The organism is Bordetella sputigena, from assembly GCF_965137885.1.
GTDB lineage: Bacteria > Pseudomonadota > Gammaproteobacteria > Burkholderiales > Burkholderiaceae_B > Bordetella_C > Bordetella_C sputigena.
The window spans coordinates 296,973-322,010 of the sequence record NZ_CBCSCA010000005.1 but is presented as its reverse complement, the minus strand read 5'-3'; the positions used below and the strand labels follow the sequence as shown (position 1 = coordinate 322,010).

Genomic DNA, 25,038 nt, shown 5'->3' with positions numbered 1-25,038 from the left:
GATGAATGTCAGGGGTTGAAAACGACCAGGCGTTCTTCCGTCATTTCGCGGATCGCGTGCGCCGGGCCTTCCTTGCCGAAGCCGCTGTCCTTCACGCCGCCGAAGGGCATGACGTCGGAACGCGCGCTGGACGTTTCATTGATCTGCACCGTGCCGAAGCGCAGCACCGCGGCCGCGCGCAGGGCACGGTCGATGTCCTGGGTGAAGACGCCGGCGGACAGTCCGAAAGGCGTCGAATTGGCATCGCGCATCGCCTCTTCGAAATCGTCGAAGGGGCGCAGCGCGAGCAGCGGCGCGAAGGCTTCCTGGCACCAGACCCGGCCGCCGTCCGGCGCGTGGGTCACCACGGCCGGCGTGATGACGGACCGCTCGCGCCTGCCGCCGCACAGCAGGCGCGCGCCGCCCCGTTCGGCCTCGCGCAGCCAGCTTTCGGCGCGGATCGCCGATTGTTCGCTGATCAGCGGCCCTACCTTGGTATCGGGGTCGCGCGGGTCGCCGGCCTTCAACGTCGCCGCGTAGTCCGCCAGGCGGCGCCCCACTTCATCGGCGATGTCCCGGTGCACATATAGCCGCTGCACCGACGTGCAGACCTGGCCCGCCTTGCGCAGGCCGGCGTTGGCGATCCTGGGGATCGCACGCTCCAGGTCGGCGTCGGCGCATACGATGGTGCTGGCGATGCTGCCCAGCTCCATTTGTGTGCGCCGCAGGCCGGCCGCCTGCTGGATGATGCGGCCTACCCGCGTGCTTCCCGTGAAGGTATAGAAGGCGATGTCCTGTTCTTCCAGCAGCCAGCTGCCCACGCTATCGCCTTCGCCCTGGACCATGGCCAGGAAGGCGGGCGGCATGCCGGCCTCCAGCAGCAGCTGGGCCAGCAGCGCGCCGGTCAAGGGCGTGAAGGCGGAAGGCTTGAGCACCACGGCGTTACCCGCCGCGTAAGCGGGCGCCACCTTGTGGAGCACGGTGTTCAAGGGCGAATTGAAAGGGGTGATGGCACAGACCACGCCCACCGGGAAACGCTGCGTGAAGCCGATGCGGCGATGCGCGCCCGGGCTGGCGCCGAAGGGAACCACATCGCCGACGAGGCGCAGGGCCTCGTCGGCCGACAGGCTCAAGGTGACCATCGCGCGATCGATCTCGCCGTTGGCGTCGGCCAGGGTGAAGCCGGCCTCGGCCACCATCACGTCGACCAGGCGCTGGCGATAGGAGGCCATCAGCCCGGCGGCGCGCCGCAGTACCTGCGCGCGGTCATGTGGCGGAGGCGCGCCCCGGTCGGCCGCGGCGCGGGTGACGCGCACGGCCTCGGCGACCTGTTCGCGCGTGGCCGAGCTGACCTCGGCCACCGGCCGGCCGGTGAATTTGTCGTCGACGATGAAGCGCGCGCCGCCGTCGAGCCAGCGCCCGTCGATCAGCGCGCCCGTGGGCGGCAGGCCGTCGATGTGTAGGGAGGGGGAGGTCATGCGGGCTCCTTAGTGAAACGTTATTAACCTGGACCTGCGGTTTTTATAGGAGATTCAGTCCAGGTAGCGTTGGTGCGTGATGAAACGTTATTTTTGCAGCGCGAATTATAAGCACGTTCCGGCGCGCCGCCACTCCCAGGCGGTGAACAGGTGTTCACTGGAATTGAAGCCGGGCACAACGATCACCCCGGACCGGGCGACAAGCCGACGAGCCGAGGCCGTTGCGCTTCCGCGGGCCCCGATCAACACCTGCGCGAACAATCCGCCCGCGTTTTCGTGAACAATCTGTTCACCGCTTGCTGTTGAATCGCGCCGTCCGGGCGTTCACCATGTTTTCCTCTATACGCCACACCCCTTATAGGAAAACAGCATGGCTCAAGCAGCATCCTCGCAGGACCCGTCCCTGGGCGGTACGAACGCCGTCACCTGGCAGGGCGGCCAGGAACACTGGACGCAGCGCGACGGCGACGTCAAGCTCTTCATGTGGCACAAGCCGGCGGCCGCCGGCGTGCCCCATGCGGGCACCGTCCTGTTCGTGCATGGGTCCTCGATGGCATCGCAGCCGACCTTCGACCTGAGCGTGCCGGGCCGTCCCGATTCCTCCGTGATGGACTGGTTCGCCGCGCGCGGCTTCGATACCTGGTGCATGGATAACGAAGGCTACGGCCGTTCCAGCAAGCACCGCCCGATCAACTTCGACATCCCCAACGGCGCGCAGGATCTGGCCGCGGGCAGCGAATACATCCTGCAGCGCGCCAAGGACAAGAAGCTGATGGTCTACGGCATTTCGTCGGGCGCCTTGAAGGCGGCGTTGTTCGCGCAGCAGCACCCCGAGCGCGTGGCCCGCGTGGCGCTGGACGCTTTCGTCTGGACCGGCGAGGGCAGTCCCACGCTGGCGCAGCGCAAGCTGAAGCTGCCGGAATTCCTGGCCAAGAACCGCCGCCCCATCGACCGCCCGTTCGTCGAGAGCATCTTCTCGCGCGACCACCCGGGCTGCGCCGATGAAAAGACGGTATCCGCCTTCGCCGACGCCATCCTGTCGCTGGACAGCTCCATGCCCACCGGCACCTACGTCGATATGTGCAGCAAGCTGCCGCTGATCGATCCGGAAAAACTGACCGTGCCCACCATCGTGATGCGCGGCGAGTACGACGGCATTGCTTCCTTCGACGATCTGGCGGAGTTCTTCAAGCGCCTGCCGAATACCTTCAAGCAGTTCACCGTCATGCAGGGTATTTCGCACGCCAGCTTCCAGCAGAAGAACTACAAGATGGTCTATCACATCCTGCACGCCTTCTTCACGCAGCCGGAGCCGGTGTATCGCTGACCGTGCAGCGCCCAGGCGGCGCGCCGCGCGAGCCCGGCACACCGGTCCGCGCCTTCCATGAATAAAAAAACGGAGGAGACTACGATGCGACATCGATTTGCAGGTGCGACCGCGGCGCTGGCCTTGTGCGGAGCGCTGAGCGCTACGGCATGGGCGCAGGGCGACACCGCCAACTATCCCAGCTCGCCGATCAAGCTGGTCGTGCCCTTCGCGCCCGGCGGCTTTACCGACGTCGTCGCGCGCATGCTGGCGGAGAAGCTCAGCCCGGAACTGGGGCAGCCGGTCGTGGTGGAGAACCGCATGGGAGCGGGATCCACCATCGGCACGGATTACGTCGCCAAGGCGGCGCCGGACGGCTACACGCTGGTGCTGGTTTCCACCACGCACGTCATCGGGCCGTGGCTGTACAAGAAGCTGCCCTACGATGCGATCAAGAGCTTCGCGCCCATCACCAAGCTGGTGGACAGCCCCTATGTGCTGGTGGTCAATCCCAACGTGCCGGCCAAAAGCGTCGGCGAATTGATCGCGCTGGCCAAGTCCAAGCCCGGGCGGCTCGACTATGCGTCATCCGGCAATGGCAGCAGCCAGCATCTGGCGGCCGCGCTGTTCGCCACCATGGCGGATATCAAGATCAATCATGTGCCGTACCGCGGCAGCGGACAGGCCTTGAACGACATCATCGGCGGACAGGTGTCCATGGGCTTCCTGGGCGTGACGGCGGCGCTGCCGCAGATCGCCGGCGGCAGGCTGCGCGCGCTGGCCGTCACGACCAAGGAACGTTCGGCGGATCTGCCGGACGTGCCTACGCTGGACGAGGCGGGCGTGAAGGGCTATGAGGCGAATATCTGGCTGGGCTTGCTGGCGCCGGCCGGCACGCCCAAGCCGGTCCTGGACAAGCTGCACGACGCCACGGCCAAGGTGATGCAAGGACCGGAAGCCGCCAAGGCGCTGGCCACGGCGGGGCTGACGCTGAGCCTGAGCAGCGAAAGCGAGTTCGCCGCCCTGCTGAAATCCGAGTCCGCCAAGTGGGGCAAGGTGGTGCGGGATACCGGCGCCAGCGTGAACTGACCGCGCCCGGCCGGCTGGCCGGGCGTGCTGAGCCGGCGCGCCTGACCGGCCGCGCCTAGCCGGCCGCGCCTAGCCGGCCGCGCCTCACCGGCCGTGCCTGGCCGGCTGACGTCTCATGGCAGGATGGCGGGATAACCGTCCAGCGCCAGGTTGATCTGCTGGCGGATATCCCAATCCTGCAGGCGCGCCTGCACGGGGCCATGGAAAGCCCCGTTGCGCACCACGAACATCGCCGGCAGGTAAAAGACCTCGTAGCGCTCCACCAGGCCGCCGTTCTCGCCGGCATCCACCCAGCATATGCGGTCCACCGGCAGCTCCATCCCGGGCAGCTGCTCGCGCGCCAGCCGGCAGTTGCCGCAGGTCCGGCTGTGGAACACCACCAGCGACAGGCCTTTCGCATCCAGCAGGAAGCGGTCGGCCGTGCCGTCGTTCAAATCGATTTCTTCCATCACGCGTAACCGCTCTGATTCGGGATCCCGGCATCTTAGCCGGATTGGCACGTCAGGCGCGGCCGGCTAGGCGCGGCCGGCTTAGGCGCGGCCGGCCAGGCGCGGCCGGCCGCACCGCGGCGGCGACCGCGCTACGTGCCTTGCCGGCGTCCCGGTCGCGCCGCCCATCCCGGCACCGCCCGTTTTATGCCGGCCGACTATGGTTAAGATAGGCAGAACCGGCATCCCCACGAGGCGACATGCAATCGAACAGTTTTTTCGAATCCCTGGGCAACGTCCTGGGCGAAATCATCCGGTCCATCGTCAGCGTGCTGCGCTACATACTGGGCGGCATAGGCCGGGCGATCAGCCAGTTTTCCGAAGGCCTGGCCCATGCCATGGGCATGAGCCCCAATCTGTTCAATTTCGCCGTCCTTATCCTGGGCGTGCTGCTGCTGATCGCGGCGATACGCGCCTTGCTGCGCCGCTCGATACTGGGTTTCCTGTTCTGGGCCGTCCTGGCCGTGCTGGTACTGGGCGCCCTGATCGGCTAGGGCCCCGCAACATCGGAGAACGCATATGGCTGCAGGCCGCATACGCGCCGGCATCGGCGGATGGACCTTCGAACCCTGGCGCAAGAACTTCTACCCCGACGACCTGCCGCACAGCCGCGAGCTGGAATATGCCAGCCGCCAGGTCACGGCCATAGAAATCAACGGCACCTACTACAGCACGCAGAAGCCCGCGTCCTTCGCGCGCTGGCGCGACGAAACACCGGACGATTTCATCTTCTCGCTCAAGGCCACCCGCTACGCCACCAACCGCCGCGTCCTGGCCGAAGCGGGCGACTCCGTGCAGCGCTTCATCGGCAGCGGGCTCAGCGAACTGGGCGACAAGCTGGGGCCCATCGTCTGGCAGTTCGCGCCGACCAAGGCCTTCGACGCCGAGGATTTCGAGGCCTTCCTGGCCTTGCTGCCCGACAAGGTCGACGGCCGCCGCCTGCGCCACGTCATGGACGTACGCCACGATAGCTTCATGGACGCCGCCTACCTGAAGCTGGCCCGCAAATACAAGGTCGCGACCGTGTACACGGACTCGGACAAGTACCCCTCGTTCGCCGACCTGACCGGCGACTTCGCGTACGCGCGGCTGATGCGCGCCAGTCCCGACAATCGCGCCGGCTACCCGCCCAAGGCCCTCACGGCCTGGGCCGAGCGCGCGCGCGTCTGGGCCGCCGGCGGCCAGCCCGAGGACCTGCACTACGTCGACGCCGCGAAAGCCAAGCCGCGCGCCAAGGGCCGCGACGTCTTCATCTATTTCATCAACGGCCACAAGGAAAAGGCGCCCGCCGCCGCGCAGGCGCTGCTGGAGAAGCTGGCATGACCCGCATCAACGACTACGGACAATCGATAGGCGACGCGCTGCCCGGATGGACGCCGCGCCTACGCCCGCCCGCCACGGCCATGCAAGGGCGCTTCTGCCGCATCGAGCCGCTGGATCCCGCGCGCCATGGCGATGATCTGTATCGGGCCTACAGCCAGGCGCCGGACGGCCGCCTGTGGACCTACCTGAGCAGCGAGCCCTTTCCCGATCGCGCAGCCTTCGATACCTATCTGGAGAAGGCGGCCGCCAGCGCCGATCCCATGCACCACGCCATCATCGATCTGGCGTCCGGCAAGGCCATAGGCAGCGCCGCGTTGATGCGCATCGACCCCGCCAACGGGGTGATCGAAGTCGGGCACGTTACCTATTCGCCCTTGCTGCAGCGTACGGCGCATGCGACGGAAGCGCAGTATCTGTTCATGAAGCGCGTATTCGACGAACTGGGCTACCGGCGCTTCGAATGGAAGTGCGACAGCCTGAACGAACCGTCGCGCAAGGCGGCGATACGCTACGGCTTCACCTTTGAAGGAATTTTCCGCCAGGCCATCGTCTACAAAGGACGCACGCGGGATACCGCCTGGTTTTCCATGCTGGATAGTGAATGGCCCGGCCTGCGAGCGGGGTATGAAGCGTGGCTGGCGCCCGCCAATTTCGACGCGCAGGGCCGGCAACGGCGCACGCTGGCAGCCTGCCTGGGGCGCGAACAGGCCACCGCCATGAGCCTGGAGTAGGTGGCCCATGACGACCGATAACGCTGCCGGTATCCCTGCCGGCATCGCCGCCGATAAGGCCGAAGCGCAAGGCCTGATCGATCGGCTCGGCCTGCAGCCTCACCCGGAAGGCGGCTATTACCGCGAAACCTATCGCGCGGCGGAAACCGTGCATCGCCCCGAACTGGCGGTGCGGCGATCGGCCGGCACTGCCATCTACTACCTGCTCAGCGGCGACGCGTGGTCGGCCTGGCATCGCATCCGCTCCGATGAAATCTGGCATTTCTATGCCGGCGGCGCCTTGCTGGTACACGTGCTGGATGGCCACGGCGGATTGACGACCCACCGCCTGGGCAATGCCATCGAGGATCCCGCCTGCGTTTTCCAGGCCGTCGTGCCCGCCGGCTGCTGGTTCGCCGCCGAACGCGCGCGGCCGGATCGCTATACGCTGGCTGGCTGCACGGTCGCGCCGGGATTCGAGTTCAGCGATTTCGAACTGGCCGACGTGGACAAGCTGGCACTGGAGTATCCGGCGCATCGGGCGCTGGTAGCCAGGCTGGGTCCGCGGCGGGGCGCGTTACCATAGGTGGTCCTCACACCACTCAACGCGCCCGCGCGGCCACGACATCGATATGCCCTTGCTTCAATCCGAGATCGATATCCCCACGCACCGTTCACCGCTTTCGACCCGCACGCGGCGTCCTTATGGCGCCGCCCGTTGTCTCGCCGTCCTTATGCTGGCGGCGCTGAGCAGCGCCGGCTGCGCGCAGCCGGCCACCAGCGCGTCGGCCCAAAGCGCGGCGCCGGCGGAACAGGACCGCGATCCCGCCCAGTGCCTGGCCCAGCTGCGTACCAACGCCCCCGCCAACGGCATCACCGTGGCGGACTTCGATCTGTATACGCAGAATACCCGGCTGCTGGCGGTCACCGTCGCGGCGGCCAAGGCGCAGCCGGAGGGCAAGGAAACGTGGTGGGATTACATCGCCAAGACCGTGGACGACCAGCGCGTCGCCGACGGCCAGGGCGTGATGGACAAGTCGCGCGACGCATTGAACGCGATCGACGACCGCTATCAGATCGACAGCGAACCGCTGGTCGCCATCTTCGGCATCGAAACCAATTACGGCTCGCAGCTGGGCAAAGTGGACGTGCTGAATGCCTGGCTGACACGCGCCTGCACCGAGCAGAAACCCTTGTGGGTGAAGAACGTCTATGCCTCCGTGCGGCTGTTGCGCGACGGCACCGTCACGCGCGAAAGTTTCATCGGATCGTGGAGCGGCGCCTTCGGCATGACGCAGTTCATTCCCACGTCCTTCTACGAGCTGGCGGCCGACGGCGATGGCGACGGCCGCATCGATCTGTATGGGTCGCTGCCCGATGCCCTGGCGTCCACCGCCAATCATCTGCTCAAGCGCAAGGCGACGTGGACGCGCGGCATGCCGGCCATCATCGAGGTGCGCCTGCCGCCGTCGATCGCCGCGACGCTGCCGCCATCGCCCGACGCCGAAATCATGAACCGGGACGATCGCCGCTCCCTGTCGCAATGGAGCGATACGGGCGTCACGCGCGCCGACGGCACGCCCTTGTCCACGGTCGCCATTGCGCAACCCTGGCAGGCGGTGCAGGCATATCTATTCGCGCCCACGGGGTCGCGCGGGCCCGTGTTCCTGGCCACGCGCAATTTCGATGCGATCCTGCATTACAACCAATCGCATAAATATGCCCTGGCGGTCAGCCTGCTCACCAACCGGCTCAAAGGCGGGCCGGGCTTGATCGCCGCCTGGCCCACCGACGATCCGGGATTGTCGCGGGCGCAGATCAAGGAATTGCAGGGGCTGCTGGCCGCGCGCGGCTACGACGTCGGCACGCCGGACGGCATTCCCGGCAGCAAGACGCGCCAGGCGGTGGCGGCCGAACAGCAGCGCCTGGGCCTGCCGCAGGACGGCCGCGTGGGCTACAAGATCTACAGCGCGCTGAAAAACGGTGGCTAGGGCGCGGCCCGCGGCCGGACCGCATCCGCGGCGTCGCGCATCGCCGCCGGGATGGCCGCAGCATGGCGGCGGCAAGCCGCCAGGCCGCGCGATCGATCGCGTTATAGCGCTATAACGCTATAACGCCGGCAGCACCAGGTCCGCCGTCCCCGGCCGCACCCAGCGCACGCATTCGCGCGTGGTATCGATGCAGCCGCCATCAATATACACGCCGCGCGGTTCGCGCAGCCGCACCATCAGCTTAAGGATGCGGTCGACTTCGGCCGGGTCGCTCATCGATGCGCGCACCCGTTCCTCGACGCGGCTTTCATCCAGGCGCAGTACGCCCTTGTCGTCGGTATGGACGCCATGGCGCCAGTGGTAGATCTCCACGCACTTGGATGTCAGGCTGAAGGGTTGCCTGTGCTTCCAGAAATTGTTGAACATGCCGCCGCCGAGGTAGAACACCCAGGAGCCCTCGAAGCCCTCGACGTTGGACGAATGCTCGTCCGGATTGCGAAACCACAGCCGGTCGCCCGGCACGTAGAACCGCGGCGGCAGCGGCTCTTCCATGGATCCGTACTCGCGCAGGAAGACATCATGGAACAGCCCGGACATGATGGCCTTCTGCTCCCAATGCCGCTGCAGCGCGGCCAGCAGCGCGGGATTGCTGATCGCCAGCTCCTGCGCGATGCCCAGCAGGGTCACGTATTCCGTCGCGCGGTAGCAGGAGAACGAATACAGCTTGCCGGAGGCCTCCGGCTGGGTCGCCTTGATCAGGCCTTCGATCAGCGATTTGCCGGGCAGAATGGTGAAGCCGCGCGCTTCGTCATACGTCCAATAATCTTCGGGACGCTCGGCATGCTCGGTATCGAAGGCCAGCTCCGTCAGGCTCGCGGCATGGACGATATTCAGCTTGATGCGCACCGCCGAAATGAATTCGTCATGGCTGGGGTAGCGGAAGGGCACCGGCGCGGCCAGCATGGCCAGCACGATCTCGCGTTCCAGATTGCGCGGGCTGCCCGGGAAGCGTGCATCCAGCGCTTCGGCCAGCCGGGTCGTATCGTGGTCCGGCGCCCACTGCGCCGCCGCGGCTTCCGTCAGGCGGTAGGCCGCCACCGGGCCATCGTCGTCGCGCCATGCGTCCGTCGCGACCAGGTCGTCCACGCCCAGGTCCCGCAGATAGCCGGCCATGTTGCGCGCCGTGTCGTCCGGATCCGCGGCGGGGCCGAACACCTGTACACCGAGCGCGTGGGCACGCGCGGGAAACGCGGTAACTCGATTCACGTAAAGGCCTCCCTAGGCCGTCGCGCCGAAGCGCGTTGCTGACGATACGCTGAACGAAAGCGCCGTGAAAACCGGAGGATTCGCGGCCTTGTTCCGGCGGATTTCGCGATCATAGGCGATCGGCCTATGATTGCGGGGTCCGGGCGCAAGAGGCGCCGCGCATGACGCGGCCGCCCCGCCCATAGAGAGGGGAAATGAAGGAAGGTTCGTCACACCGCGGCATGTTGTGGGTCGTCGCCGCGGGGTTCTTTATGCAGTCCCTGGATGCCACGATCGTCAACACCGCGCTGCCCGCCATGGCGGACAGCCTGCACGAGTTGCCGCTGGCGATGCGCCCCGTGATCGTGGCGTACTCCTTGTCGATGGCCATGCTGACGCCGGCCTCGGGCTGGCTGGCCGACCGTTTCGGCATCCGCCGCCTGTACTTCACGTCCATCCTGATCTTCGTGCTGGGGTCGCTGTTCTGCGCCATGGCCGGATCCCTGTCGCAGCTGGTGATCGCGCGGGTGGTGCAGGGCGTCGGCGGTTCGATGCTGCTGCCCATCGGGCGCCTGTCCATCCTGCGCTCGGTGCGCGGTGATGCCTATATCGCCGCGTTGGCCTTGATTTCCATTGCCGGACAGGTCGGGCCCATGATCGGGCCCATGACGGGCGGCTGGCTCGTGCAGGTGCTGAGCTGGCACTGGATCTTCCTGATCAATATTCCCATCGGCATCGTCGGCCTGATCGCGGTGCGGCGCTTCATCCCGCCCGAGACGGCCGCGTCGACGCCGGGTTTCGATTTCGTCGGCTTTACCTTGCTTTCGACCTGTATGGTGGCTTTCTCACTGGGCATGGAAGGCACGGAGGGTCCGGACCGCGTCGTCTATACCGCCGGTCTGATGGCGCTTAGCGCCTTCACGGTGCTCGCCTACATCGCCTATGCGCGCCAGCGGCCGCGGCCGCTGTTCCGGTTGGGCCTGTTCCGCGATGCGACCTTCAGCATGGGGCTGGTCGGCAACCTGGTATCGCGCGTCGGCAGCAGCGGCGTGGCGTTCCTGCTGCCGCTATTGCTGCAGTTGCAGCTGGGCTACGAGCCTTTCTATGCGGGCATGATGTTGTTTCCCGTGGCGCTGGCGGCGCTGATCACCAAGCGCTGGGTGGCGCCCCTGGTGCGTCACTATGGGTACGAGACTTTCCTGTCCGTGAATACCGTGGTGGTCGGCGTGTCCATCATGTCCTTCGCCCTGATCGCGCCCGGCTGGCCGCTGGCCCTGCAGATCCTGCAGCTGGCGATATTCGGCGGCGCGAACTCCATGCAGTTCGCGGCGATGAACAGCGTGACGCTCAAGGGCTTGAGCGTGGAAGACGCGGGCAGCGGCAATAGCCTGTTTTCCATGGTGCAGATGCTGGCGCTCAGCCTGGGCGTCAGCCTGAGCGGCGGCCTGGTGGGCCTGTTTTCGCACGGCGCCCACGCGGATGCCTGGGGTTTTCGCTGGACATTCATCTGCGTGGGCGGCGTCACGCTCATGTCGACGCTTATTTTCAAAAGGATGGATGCCGGGACGGTGCGCGGCAACGCATAAACCTCTATGCTCATCCATGGGCACGGCACTTGCTGTACCGTGGCTTTCGCGAACGTGCCGCGCCAGCGGCCATCGGACTAGGAGGTCAAGCATGACGCATCGAATCAAACTGTCGGCAATGGGATTGGCATTCTGCGCGGCGGGCGTATTGGGCGCCGCCGCTCCGGCATGGTCCGCGTCCGGTACGGACGCGCAATATCGTGAAGACGTCGCGCGCTGCAAGAGCGGCGCATCCGGCCAGGACCAGGCGGCTTGCATGCGCGAGGCCGGCGCTTCGCTGGTGGAGCGCCGCCGCAATGGCCTGAGCGCGCCCGCCGATCCGCAGCGCAACGCGACGGCGCGCTGCAATTCGCTGCCGGCCGCCCAGCGCCAGGATTGCATGATCCAGATGTCCGGCCAGGGCAATACGACCGTGCAGGGCAGCGTTTCCGGCGGTGGCGTCCTGCGCGAAACGGTTATCCCGGTGCCGGCCGGCACCCCGGGCGCGACGCCGCAGCCGGGCTATACCCAGCCGGGCTATACCCAACCCGCGCAGCCGCTGGCCCCGCCGCCGGCCATGCCGCCCGCCGGCTACGGCACGCCGGGCGCCGCGCCCTACGGCACCATGCCGCGCCAATAAACGGCAAGGCAATAGCGCAGAACGGCCCGGCGATATGCGGGCCGTTTTGCTTTTTGTTTTTTACTTTTTGTTTTTTATTTGGGCCGGGGATCCTTCAAGCCGTCGTCCGGCCGTCCCAGCCTGCCTTCACGCACCTGCCTGACCGCGGTGGCGACCGCGCGCGCGACGTTGCGGACTTCCTCCTGCACGGCATGGTCGCCGTCCAGGTCGTCATGGCTGGTGGCGTAGGGCTTGTAGTAGCCGATGTAGCGGTCCAGGCGAGCCGACGCGCCCGCGGCGATCAAGCCCATCCACTCCAGCCAATCGCTCAATGCGCGCCGCTGGCCTTCTATGCCGGCAACATCGCCATGCACCACCAGCCCGTAGACTCGGCCGGCCAGGTGCTTGGGATAAGGCCATCCCGCCAGTTCCAGCTGCTTGGCTTTCACGGGGTCCTTGCCCGTGGTCGAAGAGGGATCCGGATTGCCGCCGTCCGCGCAGACCAGCCGGTCCATCATCAGCTTCAACGGGCTGGGCGACTGATACCAGTACGTGGGCGCGAGCAGCATCACCGCATGCGCCCGCACCCACTGTTCGTAGATGTCGTTCATGCAGTCGTTGACCTGGCCCAGCGAGTGGTTCGGATAGCAGCTGCACGGCCAGTGGCACAAAGGCATGGCGGTCGACACGCAACCCTTGCATGGGTAGATCATGCGTTCGTATTCGGAGGTCAGCCGGCTCAAGTCCAGCACGTCGGTCTCCATGCCGGCGCCGTCCAGCACCGACTTGGCCAGATTGGTCAATCGCCAGGTTTTGGACATTTCGCCGGGACAAGTGCCGTCGTTGCGCGAGCCGCCGGCGATCAGGAGCACCCGCGACGGGGTGTCCGGCCGCGCCTGGATATGGGCGGCCCGCCGCAGCCGCTCCGAGGCGGCTTTCCATTCGACGGACAGGTCGTAATCCGGCTCGGCGGCGCCGGGGCCGGCTTTTTCGGTGATCGGCGCCTTGCGGCTATTGCGATAGCCGTCCCAGGCTATGGCTTCCAGGCGGTCTATCGCGGCCTGTTCGGCGCGGAAGGCGGGATCGTAGAACCGCCGCATGAAACGCTCGCGGAATTGCTCGCGCGAGAGCTTTTCAGGCGACTGGCCTTTGCGGACATGGATGGGAATCGTGGACATGGGCTGGCGTAGTAGGGGAACCAGCTCAGCCTTCGCAAGCCGTGTACCGATGCCCGTACGCACGCAACGGTTGCTGCAATGCAGCATAAGGCGTTAAATGGAAGCCATAACAACCATCCCGCCAGGCAGACCGTAATGCGAAGCAAGCTGTCCACGCTGTTCTTTTCCACCGCTCGCAAAGTGGCGCGGCTGCAGCGGACGGCATGGAGTCTGGGCATGCCGGGGCTGTTCGACGACGCCGCCACGCGGCGCGCCCGCAAGCGGCCCGCCAAGGCGGCCAAGCCCGCCAAGGCGCCGGCGGCACGGAGCGCCGTCATCACCGATGACGCGCCCGAATTCGACCCGCAAGCCTACGCCGGCACCTGGAAAACGCGCGTGTACCGGACCCCGCCCGTGCCGGGCGCCTGGCCGGTGCGGCTTTCCTATTCCGTCTATATACCGCCTCGTCTGCGCAAGGACTGCCCCATGCTGGTGATGCTGCATGGCTGCGAACAGAGCGCCACGGATTTCGCCCTGGGCACGCGCATGCATCGACTGGCCGACCGCGAGGGCGTGCTACTGGTCTATCCGCAGCAGTCGCGGCGAGCCCAGCGCCATCGCTGCTGGCACTGGTACCAGCCCGACGCCGCGCACGGCTACGCGGAGGCCGACGCGATCGCCGGCATCGCCCAGGCCGCGATCGAGGATTATCGCGTCGACCCGACGCGTGTATACATCGCCGGCCTGTCCGCCGGGGCCGGCATGGCCGCGCTGGTGGCGCTGCGGCATCCCGGAGTGTTCGCCGCGCTGGGCATGCATTCCGGCCCGGTGCTGGGCAGCGCGAGAAGCGCGGGGGAGGGCTTGCGCGCCATGCGGCACGGCGCGGCCTTGCCGCCGGCGCAGGCCATGGCCACGCTGCTGCCGGACCGCGCGGCTTTTCCGGGCATGCCGGCCATCATCCTGCAGGGCGATCGCGACGCCGTGGTCGATAAGCGCAACGGCCGCCAGTTGCTGGCGCAGCTGGCGTGGGCCAACGGAGTGGACCTGGACGACAACGCCGGTCCGGAAACCGAAGCGTCGGGCACCGACCGCCACCATCTGCGCATCGATGTGCCGGCCGGCCGCGGCAGCGTCGTGACCTTGTGCGAGGTGCCCGGGCTGGGCCATGCCTGGAGCGGCGGCGACGGCCGCGTACGGTTTCATGCGCGCCACGGGCCCGACGCCGCGCGCCTGATGTGGCAGTTCTTCAAAAGCCGCCGCCGCCTTCCCGCGGCCTCGACCTTGGACGCCTGACGCGGCGTCCGGTTCGGTGGCCGCCCTGGTGAAGCTGCCGCGGCGCGCGGCGCCGTGCCGGCGCAACCGTCCATCCGGTCCTGCGGGCGCCGCATGATTTCAGGCAAAATGGCGGCTATCCCTAAGCCGCGCTTTGTTCATGTCCGACGTCATCGCCCTGATTTTCGATTTCGACGATACGCTTGCGCCCGATAGCACGTCAGGCTTTCTGGACAGCATCGGCGTGGACACGGCCGGCTTCTGGAAGGACCAGGTAGGGCCGCTGTTGTTCGAGCAGGATTGGGACCCGGTGCCCGCCTACCTGTATCGCATGATCCAACTGTCGCGCGCCGGCGCGCACGGCGGTCCCATCACGCGCGACCGCCTGCAGGAATGGGGCGGGCGGCTGCCCCTGCATGACGGCGTGACCACGGTATTCCAACGCCTGCGCGACGCGGTGCGCGAAGCGCAGCCGCAGGTATCGCTGGAGTTCTATTTGATCTCCAGCGGCATCGGCGACGTGGTGCGGTCCACGCCCATCGCGCGCGAGTTCACGGAAATCTGGGCTTCGGAGTTCACCTACGATCAGGATGGCGGCATCGAATTCCCGCGGCGGGTGGTCAGCTTCACCGACAAGACACGCTATCTATTCCATATCCAGAAAGGCATCATCGGACGCGAGTTTCGCAACAAGCCTTTCGAGGTCAACCGCAAGGTGCCCGAGGACCGCTTGCGCGTGCCCTTCGACCAGATGGTCTTCGTGGGCGACGGCTATACCGATATCCCTTGCTTTTCGCTGATACGCGGCGCCGGCGGCATCGCCTTCGGCGTGTGGGATCCGCGCCATCGCGATAAGCGCAGCCGGGCCTGGGGCTTCATCGAGCAGGGCCGCGTGTCCAATCTGAATCACGCCCGCTATGACGAAGACGCCGAGCTCTACCAGTTGCTGGAAGAGGCGGTGACCAGCCTGGCCCACCGCATCGCGTTGAAGTCCCGGGCCTACCGTGGTTGATCCGATTCCGCCCATCCCGCCCATCCCGCCCGTCTCGGCCGAAGATCAGCCGCGGTTCGACGTTGCCATGATGCAGCTGGCCCTGGACCAGGCGCGGGAAGCCTGGCGCGTGGGCGAGGTGCCGGTGGGCGCCGTCGTCGTCGACGCGCAGGGCCAGGTGCTGGGCGCCGGCTACAACCGCACCATCATCGACGCCGATCCCACCGCCCATGCGGAAATCGTCGCGCTGCGCGCGGCGGCGCGGCGCCTGGCCAACTACCGCCTGCCGGGCCTGGCGCTGTACGTCACCCTGGAACCCTGCGTCATGTGCATGGGGGCGATGCTGCATGCGCGGCTGGCGCGCGTATGCTACGGCGCCGCCGATCCCAAGACGGGCGCCTGCGGCAGCGTGCTGGACGTCGGCGCCGTGGCTCAACTCAATCACCACACGTCGTTTCATGGCGGCGTCCTGGCGGAACCGTGCGGCGAGGTGTTGCGACAGTTCTTCCGGGCACGTCGCGTCAAGGAAATCACCCAATGAGCAGCAAGCAAGGCATCTACCTGTTTTCACCGTCTTCCGCCGTGCAGGATCCGGCCGCGCTGGAGCTGGCCCGGCAGCGGCTGGAGGCCGAAGGTTTCAAGACCGTGATCGACCGTGGGGCTGCCGCGCGGCACCAGCGTTTTGCCGGCACGGACGAACAGCGGCTGAAGGCGCTGTCGCGCGCGCTCAAGCAGAAGCTGCCCATCGTCATGGCCACACGCGGCGGGTATGGCCTGGGCCGCCTGCTGCCCATGATCGATTGGAAAGCCGTGGCCGACAGCGGCAAGCGCTTCGTCGGCATGAGCGACTTCACGGTTTTCAACCTGGCGCTGCTGGCGCGGACCGGCGCGGTCAGCTACACCGGCGCGACCGCCGTCTACGATTTCGGCGGCAAGCGCGCGGACGAGCTGACCACGGCTTTGTTCGGCGAGCTGATGCGCGGCGAACTGGAAATCCTCAGCTTCGAAACGCCGGATGCGGATCCCGTGGATTGCCGCGGCATATTGTGGGGCGGTACGCTGGCCATGGTGGCGTCCCTGGTCGGTACGCCGTACATGCCGAAGATCAAGGGCGGCATCCTGTTCCTGGAAGACGTCGGCGAACATCCCTATCGCGTCGAACGGATGCTGACGCAGCTCTGGCAGGCCGGCATCCTGCAGAAGCAGAAGGCCATCGTGCTGGGCCATTTCACCGAATACCGCCTGGCGCCGCACGATGCCGGCTTCGATATGCCGGCCGTGCTGGCGTGGCTGCGCAAGACGGTCAAGGTGCCGGTGCTGACGGGTCTGCCTTACGGGCACATCAGGTCCAAGGCCACGCTGCCGGTAGGGAAGAAGGTCGGGATCGCGACCGAGCCGGGTATGGTGCATCTGGTGCTGGACGAACATGACCATCATCACGAGCATGATCATGGGCATGGCCATGGCGATAGCCGGGCCTATTTCGATCCCGACGCGGCCGACAGCCACGGCGGCCACGATCATGGCCACGATCATGGCCACGAGCAAGCCACGGATGGAAAGCGATCCGGCAAGCCGCGTCGACGTTGAGTCCGATCACGGCTTGGTGATGATCGCCGCGGCGCCGTGATATTCTCCAAGGCTTGAATATCGTTCAGCCAGTGTTCAGAATGCCGCCGGGCGGCGTCGCCAACTTTCCATCCACCAGGAGCTTGCATGCCTCATTCCACACCGCTCATTACGACGATCGTGGGCGGTCTGGTATTGGCCTTCATTCTTGCCGCGGTGGCGGTCCGGCTGAAGCTGCCGCCGCTGATCGGCTACCTGTGCGCGGGGATACTCTGTGGTCCCTACACGCCGGGTTTCACCGCCGACAGCCACCTCGCCAATGAGCTGGCCGAGCTCGGCGTCATCCTGCTGATGTTCGGCGTGGGCCTGCATTTTTCCCTGCGGGATCTGTTGTCGGTCAAGCATATCGCCGTGCCCGGCGCCATCGTGCAGATCGCCGTTGCCACCGCCATGGGGCTGGGGTTGTCATGGATGCTCGGGTGGGGCATGGGCGCGGGCCTGCTGTTCGGCCTGGCCTTGTCCGTGGCCAGCACCGTGGTGCTGATCAAGGCCATGGAAGACAGCAATCTGGTCGAAACCAATGAAGGCCGCATCGCGGTCGGCTGGCTCATCGTGGAAGACCTGGCCATGGTGGCGGCGCTGGTCCTGATCCCGGCGCTGTCCGGCGTGCTGGGCGGCCGCGAACAGAACGGCGACGGCGCGTCCCTGTGGACGATATTGGGGCTGACCGCCCTCAAGGTGGCGGCCTTCGTCGCCATCATGCTGGTGATCGGGCGGCGCGTCATTCCATGGCTGCTGGAACGCGTTGTCTATACCGGCAACCGCGAGCTTTTCCGCCTGGGCGTGCTGGCCTGCGCGCTGGGTGTCGCCTATGGCGCGACGGCGCTGTTCGGCGTGTCCTTCGCGCTGGGCGCTTTCTTTGCCGGCATGGTGATGGCCGAATCCGAATTCAGCCAGCGCGCGGCGGACGAATCGCTGCCCCTGCGCGACGCGTTTTCGGTCTTGTTCTTCGTGTCGGTGGGCATGCTGTTCGACCCGATGGTGCTGATACGCGATCCGTGGGGCGTACTGGGCACTTTCCTGATCATCCTGGTCGGCAAGTCGATCGCGTCGTATGTCATCGTGCGGGCTTTTCGTCATCCCAAGCTGACGGCCTTGACCATCTCCGCCAGCCTGGCCCAGATCGGCGAGTTTTCCTTCATCCTGGCCGGGCTGGGCGTCAGCCAGGAAATCCTGCCCAAGGCCGGGCAGGATCTGGTGCTGGCCGGCGCCATTCTGTCCATCCTGGCCAATCCGCTGCTGTTCAACGCGCTGGACCGCTACCGGGCCAAGCTGGAGCACGCCCGCGTGCGGCCGGAAGAGCCCGATCCCGGCGTATAGCGCGGGCCCGGGGGCGTCATGCCCCGGGTAGTCCGCCGGCCCAGGATGGGCCGAATCCCAGTCCGCCACCCGGGGCCGGCGCGCCAGCTGGGGGCAGCGCCCCGGTATCGGTACCGTTCTCGCCATGACGCGCTTTCCCCGACGGGTTGGACGATTCGTGCACCAGCACCTTGGTCGCCGCCACGGCGTCCGGCGCCGTCAGCATGAAGGTATCGACCAGCGCCGCGATCCGCATGTCCAGCGAGTCCGGTTCGGACAGCCCGTGCACGAAGCCGATGCGCCAGGCCTCGCCGGCGCTGAAGGTTTCGCCCGTCAGGAACCAGCGTGTCGCGTCCCGCGGGCTCATGGCCCGCAACACGTAGGGCGCGATGATGGAAGGAATCAGTCCCAGCCGTGTTTCCGGCAGCGCGAAACTCGCCTGCGACGATGCGATCGCGATGTCGCAGGCGGCGGCCAATCCCATGCCCAGCCCCAGGCAGGCGCCGTGCAGGCGCGCGATGGTCGGCTTGGGGCAGCGGTATATCGTTTCGAGCATGGCCGCGCAGGCCTGGGCATCGGCGCGGATCGCCGCTTCGCCCGCCTGCGCGCTTTCGCGTATCCAGGATTCATCGGCGCCGCAGCAAAAGGCGATGCCGCGCGCGGCCAGGACGATGGCGCGGACCTGGCTGTTGCCGGCCAGGCTGGCATAGGTCGCCCGCAGTTCCTCGACCATCTGCGCATCCATGGCGTTGCGCACGTCCGGTCGGGACAGCCACACCAGCGCGGCCTGGGGCTTGTGTTCGATTTCCAGCGTCTGCAGCATGATGTGGCCCTCTTCGATGCCTGCCAGCCCCGCGCCGGCGGCCCGGATCTTGTCCGGGGAGGCGGCCGTTGGACCGGCGGCGTCTTCGCGGCATCGGTCCGTTGCGCTCTCGCTCGCATTACATCCCCGTTGCCGTGCCTTGACAATCAGCGGATGGGGATTAAGCCAAAGATCGCCGTCCCTGCCGCGTCGGGGACGGATAAGGGACGTTTTGCGCCATGCTCGTCCCGCGCGGGCACCGCGGCCGGCGGGCCGGAAATGCCGCTGAATGCGGCAACAGGTACACTGACAGGTTTCGTTTCGCCCTTTGCAGACTCAACGTGATATCCACAGCCAATCTAACCATCCAGTTCGGCCCCAAGCCGCTATTCGAGAACGTCAGCGTCAAGTTCGGGGACGGCAACCGGTATGGACTGATCGGGGCCAACGGATCCGGCAAGTCCACCTTCATGAAGATCATCGGCGGCGACCTCGAGGCGTCGGCGGGTAGCGTGTCGCTGGAACCCGGCATGCGCCTGGGCAAGCTGCGCCAGGACCAGTTCGCCTTCGAGGACCAGCGCGTGCTGGATGTGGTCATGATGGGCCATACCGATATGTGGGCGGCCATGTCCGAGCGCGACGCCATCTATGCGAACCCCGATGCGTCGGAAGAAGACTACATGCGCGCCGCCGACCTGGAGGCCAAATTCGCCGAATACGACGGCTACACGGCCGAGGCGCGCGCCGGCGAGCTGCTGCTGGGACTGGGCATCGCCGTCGACCAGCACAACCAGCCGATGCGCGAGATCGCGCCCGGCTGGAAGCTGCGCGTGCTGCTGGCGCAGGCGCTGTTTTCCAATCCGGACGTGCTGCTGCTGGACGAGCCGACCAACAACCTGGACATCAACACGATCCGCTGGCTTGAAGACGTGCTGAACGGCTACCAGAGCACGATGATCATCATCAGCCACGACCGCCATTTCCTGAACCAGGTCTGCACCCACATGGCCGACCTGGATTACCGCGAAATCCGCGTCTATCCCGGCAATTACGACGACTATATGCTGGCCTCCACGCAGGCCCGCGAGCGGCTGTCGGCCAACAATGCCAAGGCCAAGGAGCGCATCGCCGAGCTGCAGGACTTCGTGCGCCGCTTCGCCGCCAACAAGTCCAAGTCGCGCCAGGCCACGTCGCGGCTCAAGCAGATCGACCGCATCAAGGCCGATCAGGTCGAGGTCAAGCCGTCCTCGCGCCAGAATCCGTATATCCGCTTCGAGCAGAACAAGGTCATGCACCGCCTGGCGGTGACCGTCGAGAACGTGTCCAAGGCCTACGACGCGCCCGTCATTCGCGATTTTTCCGCGATGGTGGACGCCGGCGAGAAGATCGCCATCGTCGGCGCGAACGGCGTGGGCAAGACCACGCTGCTGCGCATGCTGGCGGGCGATCTGCAACCGGACGCCGGGTCCATCAAATGGTCGGAGAACGCCGACCTGGGCTACATGGCGCAGGACGTCTCCGACCAATTCCAGCAGCAAGACATCAACCTGTTCGACTGGATGGAAGATTACCGGCAGGCCGGTGACGACGATCAATCGGTGCGGTCGGTGCTGGGGCGCCTGCTGTTTTCGGCGGACGATCTGCCCAAGGCGCCCAAGGTGCTGTCCGGCGGCGAAAAGAACCGCATGACCTTCGGCCGCCTGATGCTGGGTCGCCACAACGTGCTGCTGCTGGACGAGCCCACCAACCACCTGGACATGGAATCGATCGAGTCGCTGCAGTTCGCCCTGGAGAAATACCAGGGCACGCTGTTCTTCGTCTCGCACGACCGCGAGTTCGTGTCCGGACTGGCGACGCGCGTGATCGAGATCCTGCCGGGCGGGGAGATCGTCGATTATCGCGGCGGCTACGAGGATTACTTGGCGTCGCGCGGCGTCGACGTCTGAGGCCGGGGGGGCCTGCGCCGCGGCTGTTGCGGTACACTAGGGAAAACCCTCGGTTGTTGCCCCTGCCACCGTAATATGTCCGCCGCCACCGCCAGACCCGGCCGCCCGCCCACCGCCTTCGCCGTCACGCTGCAAGTCGTTTCCATCGTCTTTTTCACCTTCCTGTGCTACCTGATCATCGGCCTGCCGATGGCGGTCCTGCCGGGATACGTCCATGGCGACCTGGGCTACGGTTCCGTGCTGGCGGGCCTGGTGATCAGCGTCCAGTACGTCGCCACGCTGCTGAGCCGTTCGCACGCCGGGCGCATGGCGGATACCGTGGGGCCCAAGCAGACGGTGTTGATCGGACTGGCGGCCTGTATGGCCAGCGGGGTGTTCCTGCTGCTGGCCTATTTTCTGGCCGATAAGCCGGCGCTGAGCCTGGCGGCGCTGCTGATCGGGCGCCTGGTGCTGGGATTCGGCGAAAGCTGGGTCGGCACGGGCAGCATCACCTGGGGCATAGGCCGCGTCGGCGCCGCCCATACGGCCAAGGTGATTTCCTGGAACGGCATCAGTACCTATGGGGCCCTGGCCATCGGCGCGCCGCTGGGCGTGCAGTTGCAATCGCATTGGGGCTTCGGCGCCGTGGGTGGCGCGGTGCTGGTGGCCGGCTTGCTGGGGCTGGCGCTGGCCGCGCCCCGCGCCCGCGTGGCCGTGGTGGGCGGCACGCGCATGGCTTTCTCGCAGGTGGTGGCGCGGGTGTTGCCGCATGGCATGGCCTTGGGGCTGGCGTCGGTGGGCTTCGGCTCGATTGCTGCCTTCGTCACGCTGTACTACGCCTCTCACCACTGGGATGGCGCGGCGTTGTCGCTGAGCGTGTTCGGTTGCTTTTTCATAGGCGCGCGCCTGTTGCTGGGTAGCACCATCGGCCGCTTCGGCGGCTTCCGGGTCGCCATCGCATCCATCAGCGTGGAGATCGCCGGCCTGTTGCTGTTGTGGCTGGCCGCCGCGCCGTGGATGGCGCTGGCCGGGGCGGCGTTGACAGGCTTCGGTTTTTCGCTGGTCTTCCCGTCCGTCGGAGTGGAGGCCGTGAATCGCGTGCCCGCCGGCAACCGGGGCGCGGCCCTGGGCGCGTATTCGGCTTTCCTCGATCTGTCGCTGGGTATCACCGGACCGGTGGCCGGCTTGATCGTGACCGGTTTCGGCTACCCGGCGATCTTCCTGTTCGCCGCCCTGGCGGCGACTATCGCAATATGTATCGCGCTGGCGCTGCAGCGCCGCGCGCGCGCCGCGGTGTCGGAAGCCCAGGCCCTGGCATCCGGCGGGCAGGCGGTCGCGCCATCGCCGGCCGCGTCGGGTGCTTCGGCCGGGGCCGCTACGCACGCCGTGGCGGGCGCCGGCCAGCCCTTGCCGGCGGGCGGCGACTGAGATGGCCAGCACGCTGGCCGCGCCGCATGCTTACCGGGAAACGATCAAGAAAAGCGTTTTCCTGGCGCATGCCGGGCCGGCCGGCGACGTCGATGCGGCGATGGCCTTCATCGCGGCGCATTCGGACCCCGGCGCCACGCACAACTGCTGGGCTTACCGTATCGGCGCGGCCTACCGTTTCAGCGATGACGGCGAACCGGGCGGTACCGCCGGCCGCCCCATGCTGCAGGCAATCGAAGGACAGGATTGCGACCGCGTCGCGGTTGTGGTGACGCGCTGGTACGGTGGCATCAATCTGGGCACCGGCGGGCTGGCGCGGGCCTATGGCGGCGCGGCCGCCAACTGCCTGCGCCTGGCGCCGCGCGTGGAGATCATCGACACCGTGACCGCGCGCTGCGCATGCGCCTATGCCGACTTGCAGCATCTGAAGGCCCGCCTGGCGCAGGCCGGCGCGGTGATCACGGATGAGACATTCGATGCGCAGGGCGTGACGCTGGCGCTGTCGGTGCCCAGGCATACGCTGGACGGCTTGAACGCCTGGTTCGTCAACTTCACGCGAGGCCAGGGCGCGCTGCGCGTCGACGCGCAACGCGAGTGATGGACGAGGGCCGATCAGGCCTGGTTGCCCTCGGCGTCCTGGCCTTGCTGTGCCGCGGCGATGTCCTGATGCACCTTTTCCATGTCGAGTTCCTTCACCTTGGTCAGCAATTCATTCAGCTGGCCGGCCGACAGCGCGCCCGGCTGCGAGAACAGCAGAACCTGTTCGCGGAACACCATCAGGGTGGGGATGGAGCGGATGCCCAGCGCGCCGGCCAGCTCCTGCTCGACGTCCGTATTCACTTTGGCAAAGGTTACGTCGGGATGCTCGTCGGAGGCCTTTTCGAACACGGGCGCGAAGCCGCGGCACGGCCCGCACCATGGCGCCCAGAAGTCGACGATCAACGTGCCTTCCGGCTTGATGGCTTCCTGGAAGGATTCCTTGTTCAGTTCGACGATGCTCATTCGATACGTCCTTGCCACGTCATGCGCGGCGCATGCGAGCCCCCGCGGGCTCTGGGTGATAGGCCGGCGCCGGGCGGCGCGGCCATGGTGGTACTACGGCGCTATCGCATTAAACCTTGCTGGTTAAGCCTTGCTATTGCGCAACGGCCGTGCCGCTTGTCGTCCTTTGCGGCGCCGCCGACTGCTTGATCGACGCCACGATTTCGTAGGAGCGCAGGCGGTCCGCCGGGTCGTAGAAGTCGGATACGATCATGACCTCGTCGGCCTGCGTGCGCGCGATCAGCGATTCCAGTTCGCGCTTGACGGTCTCGGGGCCGCCGACGATGGCCGCGCCCAGGCGCTGCTGGACGGCGGCTTGTTCCCATTGGTCCCATAGCCCGGACATATCGTCCACCGGCGGCTGCAGCTGCAGGCGGTGTCCGCGCACCACGGACAGGAATTTCTGCTGCTGCGTGGTGGCCTGCCGCCGGGCTTCCGCATCCGTATCGGCCGCGATGATGGGCACGCCTATCATGGCATAAGGCCGCTCCAGGACATCCGAAGGCTGGAACAGGTGACGATACAGCTGCATGGCCGCCATGCCTTCCGGCGAAAAATGCCCGGCGAAGGAGAAGGGCAGGCCCAGCTGCGCCGCCAGGCGCGCGCTGAAGTCGCTGGACCCCAGCAGCCAGATGGGCACGTTCAAGCCTTCGCCCGGTACGGCGCGTACCGCCTGCGTGGGATGCGCGGGCCGGAAATACGCGCGCAGCTCTTCCAGCTGCGTGGGGAAATTCATGCCGCTGCGCGGGTCGCGTCCCAGGGCGCGCTGCGTCAGGCCGTCGCTGCCGGGCGCGCGGCCCAGGCCCAGGTCGATGCGGCCGGGAAACAGGGATTCCAGGGTGCCGAACTGTTCCGCGATGATCAGCGACGCGTGGTTGGGCAGCATGACCCCGCCGGAACCCACGCGGATCGTATGGGTATGCGCGGCCACATGGCCAATCAATACCGCGGTCGCGCTGCTGGCGATACCGTTGATGTTGTGGTGCTCGGCCAGCCAGAAGCGGTTGTAGCCCAGGGCCTCGACGTGCCTGGCCAGCTCGACGGTGTTGCGGAAGGCGTCCGCGGCGGTGCGGCCCTGCGCGATGGGCGCAAGGTCCAGGACCGAAAGCGGTATTTCTGACAGGGGTTTCATGGGTTTCCTCACGCCATATACATGGGGCAGTGTATCGGCGATTTCAACCGTCCGGCCTAGCAACCTTGCCGCCGGCCGGGTTGTACGGGGTGACGGCGGGCGTGGGAAATGCGTAGACTCGCGGCCATGATTCCGATCTCAAACACCCTTTTCCTGGACGAACGCGAAGTCGAGTTCAGCATGATCCGCGCCCAGGGGGCGGGCGGACAGAACGTCAACAAGGTGTCGAGCGCCGTGCACCTGCGGTTCGATATCCGGGCCTCGTCCCTGCCGGACCCGATCAAGCAAGCCCTGCTGGATAGCGGCGACAGGCGCATCACCAAGGATGGCGTGGCCGTCATCAAGGCGCAGACGCATCGCAGCCAGGACAAGAATCGCGAGGAAGCGATCGCGCGCCTGGCGGGCATGATCGCCGCCGCCGCGCGGCCGGTAATACCGCGCAAGGCCACGCGGCCCACGCGCGCCTCCCAGCAGCGCCGCGTGCAGCGCAAAGTACGGCACGGGCAGGTCAAGCTGCTGAGAGGAAAAGTGCCGGACGGCAGTTGAGGCGCCGCCCCGCGGGGCTCACG

Annotated in this window: 25 protein-coding genes; 18 read left to right on the top strand and 7 right to left on the bottom strand. The window is 66.7% G+C overall.

The annotated features are described in order from the left end of the window. Positions 1-8 precede the first annotated feature (8 nt). Positions 9-1,457 carry an aldehyde dehydrogenase family protein gene (locus tag ACNA0R_RS12325; protein WP_415826289.1) on the bottom strand — a complete coding sequence of 483 codons (1,449 nt, stop codon included), beginning with the start codon at positions 1,455-1,457 and terminating at the stop codon, positions 9-11. A gap of 370 nt (positions 1,458-1,827) precedes the next feature. Here ACNA0R_RS12325 and ACNA0R_RS12320 point away from each other — a divergent pair, with 370 nt between their 5' ends. Both ACNA0R_RS12320 and ACNA0R_RS12315 read left to right on the top strand, forming a co-directional pair. Next, a complete protein-coding gene (locus ACNA0R_RS12320; RefSeq protein ID WP_415826288.1) occupies positions 1,828-2,784 on the top strand; it encodes an alpha/beta hydrolase in 957 nt (318 codons plus the stop codon). Positions 2,785-2,868: 84 nt separating this feature from the next. Beyond that, positions 2,869-3,852, top strand: coding sequence for a tripartite tricarboxylate transporter substrate binding protein (locus tag ACNA0R_RS12315; protein ID WP_415826287.1), 984 nt, complete (start codon positions 2,869-2,871; stop codon positions 3,850-3,852). 113 nt (positions 3,853-3,965) lie between these two features. Here ACNA0R_RS12315 and ACNA0R_RS12310 read toward each other — a convergent pair whose 3' ends face one another. After that, entirely contained in the window at positions 3,966-4,301 is a 336-nt protein-coding gene (locus ACNA0R_RS12310) for a thioredoxin family protein (RefSeq protein WP_415826286.1), read from the bottom strand. Between the two features lie 239 nt (positions 4,302-4,540). Here ACNA0R_RS12310 and ACNA0R_RS12305 point away from each other — a divergent pair, with 239 nt between their 5' ends. The 5 genes from ACNA0R_RS12305 to ACNA0R_RS12285 are packed head-to-tail and all read left to right on the top strand — an operon-like array spanning position 4,541 to position 8,364. Continuing rightward, on the top strand, positions 4,541-4,834 hold the full coding sequence (locus ACNA0R_RS12305) for a hypothetical protein (RefSeq protein ID WP_415826285.1): 294 nt from the start codon (positions 4,541-4,543) through the stop codon (positions 4,832-4,834). Positions 4,835-4,859: 25 nt separating this feature from the next. Further along, on the top strand, positions 4,860-5,663 hold the full coding sequence (locus ACNA0R_RS12300; RefSeq protein ID WP_415826284.1) for a DUF72 domain-containing protein: 804 nt from the start codon (positions 4,860-4,862) through the stop codon (positions 5,661-5,663). Continuing rightward, on the top strand, positions 5,660-6,394 hold the full coding sequence (locus ACNA0R_RS12295) for a GNAT family N-acetyltransferase (protein WP_415826283.1): 735 nt from the start codon (positions 5,660-5,662) through the stop codon (positions 6,392-6,394). Before ACNA0R_RS12300 ends, ACNA0R_RS12295 begins: the two co-directional genes overlap by 4 nt. 7 nt (positions 6,395-6,401) lie before the next feature. Next, on the top strand, positions 6,402-6,959 hold the full coding sequence (locus ACNA0R_RS12290; protein WP_415826282.1) for a cupin domain-containing protein: 558 nt from the start codon (positions 6,402-6,404) through the stop codon (positions 6,957-6,959). Between the two features lie 46 nt (positions 6,960-7,005). Continuing rightward, a complete protein-coding gene (locus ACNA0R_RS12285) occupies positions 7,006-8,364 on the top strand; it encodes a lytic murein transglycosylase (protein ID WP_415826281.1) in 1,359 nt (452 codons plus the stop codon). Between the two features lie 117 nt (positions 8,365-8,481). Here ACNA0R_RS12285 and ACNA0R_RS12280 read toward each other — a convergent pair whose 3' ends face one another. Then, complete coding sequence (locus ACNA0R_RS12280) at positions 8,482-9,630, bottom strand: hypothetical protein (RefSeq protein ID WP_415826280.1); 1,149 nt, start codon at positions 9,628-9,630, stop codon at positions 8,482-8,484. A gap of 194 nt (positions 9,631-9,824) precedes the next feature. Here ACNA0R_RS12280 and ACNA0R_RS12275 point away from each other — a divergent pair, with 194 nt between their 5' ends. Further along, complete coding sequence (locus ACNA0R_RS12275) at positions 9,825-11,195, top strand: MFS transporter (protein WP_415826279.1); 1,371 nt, start codon at positions 9,825-9,827, stop codon at positions 11,193-11,195. Between the two features lie 91 nt (positions 11,196-11,286). Continuing rightward, the gene (locus tag ACNA0R_RS12270) at positions 11,287-11,814 is read left to right on the top strand and encodes a hypothetical protein (protein WP_415826278.1); all 528 of its coding nucleotides are present in this window, start codon (positions 11,287-11,289) and stop codon (positions 11,812-11,814) included. 74 nt (positions 11,815-11,888) lie between these two features. On the opposite strand, the gene ACNA0R_RS12265 is transcribed toward ACNA0R_RS12270, so the two are convergent. Continuing rightward, a complete protein-coding gene (locus ACNA0R_RS12265) occupies positions 11,889-12,971 on the bottom strand; it encodes a flavodoxin family protein (RefSeq protein ID WP_415826277.1) in 1,083 nt (360 codons plus the stop codon). Positions 12,972-13,106: 135 nt separating this feature from the next. Between ACNA0R_RS12265 and ACNA0R_RS12260 the strand changes: the two genes are divergently transcribed. From ACNA0R_RS12260 to ACNA0R_RS12240, 5 genes are all read left to right on the top strand, one after another. After that, positions 13,107-14,243: an extracellular catalytic domain type 1 short-chain-length polyhydroxyalkanoate depolymerase gene (locus ACNA0R_RS12260; protein WP_415826276.1), complete on the top strand. Its 1,137-nt coding sequence runs from the start codon at positions 13,107-13,109 to the stop codon at positions 14,241-14,243. Between the two features lie 139 nt (positions 14,244-14,382). After that, a complete protein-coding gene (locus tag ACNA0R_RS12255; RefSeq protein ID WP_415826275.1) occupies positions 14,383-15,234 on the top strand; it encodes an HAD family hydrolase in 852 nt (283 codons plus the stop codon). Positions 15,235-15,304: 70 nt separating this feature from the next. Next, complete coding sequence (tadA, locus tag ACNA0R_RS12250; RefSeq protein WP_415826405.1) at positions 15,305-15,754, top strand: tRNA adenosine(34) deaminase TadA; 450 nt, start codon at positions 15,305-15,307, stop codon at positions 15,752-15,754. Next, on the top strand, positions 15,751-16,803 hold the full coding sequence (locus ACNA0R_RS12245) for an LD-carboxypeptidase (RefSeq protein ID WP_415826274.1): 1,053 nt from the start codon (positions 15,751-15,753) through the stop codon (positions 16,801-16,803). The genes tadA and ACNA0R_RS12245 overlap by 4 nt, the downstream gene beginning before the upstream one ends. A gap of 126 nt (positions 16,804-16,929) precedes the next feature. Next, on the top strand, positions 16,930-18,162 hold the full coding sequence (locus tag ACNA0R_RS12240) for a cation:proton antiporter domain-containing protein (protein WP_415826273.1): 1,233 nt from the start codon (positions 16,930-16,932) through the stop codon (positions 18,160-18,162). Positions 18,163-18,178: 16 nt separating this feature from the next. On the opposite strand, the gene ACNA0R_RS12235 is transcribed toward ACNA0R_RS12240, so the two are convergent. Beyond that, entirely contained in the window at positions 18,179-18,964 is a 786-nt protein-coding gene (locus ACNA0R_RS12235) for an enoyl-CoA hydratase-related protein (protein WP_415826272.1), read from the bottom strand. 320 nt (positions 18,965-19,284) lie between these two features. Here ACNA0R_RS12235 and ACNA0R_RS12230 point away from each other — a divergent pair, with 320 nt between their 5' ends. From ACNA0R_RS12230 to ACNA0R_RS12220, 3 genes are all read left to right on the top strand, one after another. Next, positions 19,285-20,889 carry an ABC-F family ATPase gene (locus tag ACNA0R_RS12230; protein WP_415826271.1) on the top strand — a complete coding sequence of 535 codons (1,605 nt, stop codon included), beginning with the start codon at positions 19,285-19,287 and terminating at the stop codon, positions 20,887-20,889. A gap of 75 nt (positions 20,890-20,964) precedes the next feature. Next, positions 20,965-22,296: an MFS transporter gene (locus ACNA0R_RS12225; RefSeq protein WP_415826270.1), complete on the top strand. Its 1,332-nt coding sequence runs from the start codon at positions 20,965-20,967 to the stop codon at positions 22,294-22,296. A gap of 1 nt (position 22,297) precedes the next feature. Continuing rightward, complete coding sequence (locus ACNA0R_RS12220; protein WP_415826269.1) at positions 22,298-22,894, top strand: IMPACT family protein; 597 nt, start codon at positions 22,298-22,300, stop codon at positions 22,892-22,894. 14 nt (positions 22,895-22,908) lie between these two features. On the opposite strand, the gene trxA is transcribed toward ACNA0R_RS12220, so the two are convergent. Continuing rightward, on the bottom strand, positions 22,909-23,298 hold the full coding sequence (gene trxA / locus ACNA0R_RS12215) for a thioredoxin (RefSeq protein ID WP_415826268.1): 390 nt from the start codon (positions 23,296-23,298) through the stop codon (positions 22,909-22,911). 133 nt (positions 23,299-23,431) lie between these two features. Then, on the bottom strand, positions 23,432-24,469 hold the full coding sequence (locus ACNA0R_RS12210; RefSeq protein ID WP_415826267.1) for an LLM class flavin-dependent oxidoreductase: 1,038 nt from the start codon (positions 24,467-24,469) through the stop codon (positions 23,432-23,434). Between the two features lie 126 nt (positions 24,470-24,595). On the opposite strand from ACNA0R_RS12210, the gene arfB reads away from it, so the two are divergent. After that, entirely contained in the window at positions 24,596-25,015 is a 420-nt protein-coding gene (arfB, locus tag ACNA0R_RS12205; RefSeq protein WP_415826266.1) for an alternative ribosome rescue aminoacyl-tRNA hydrolase ArfB, read from the top strand. Positions 25,016-25,038 lie beyond the last annotated feature (23 nt).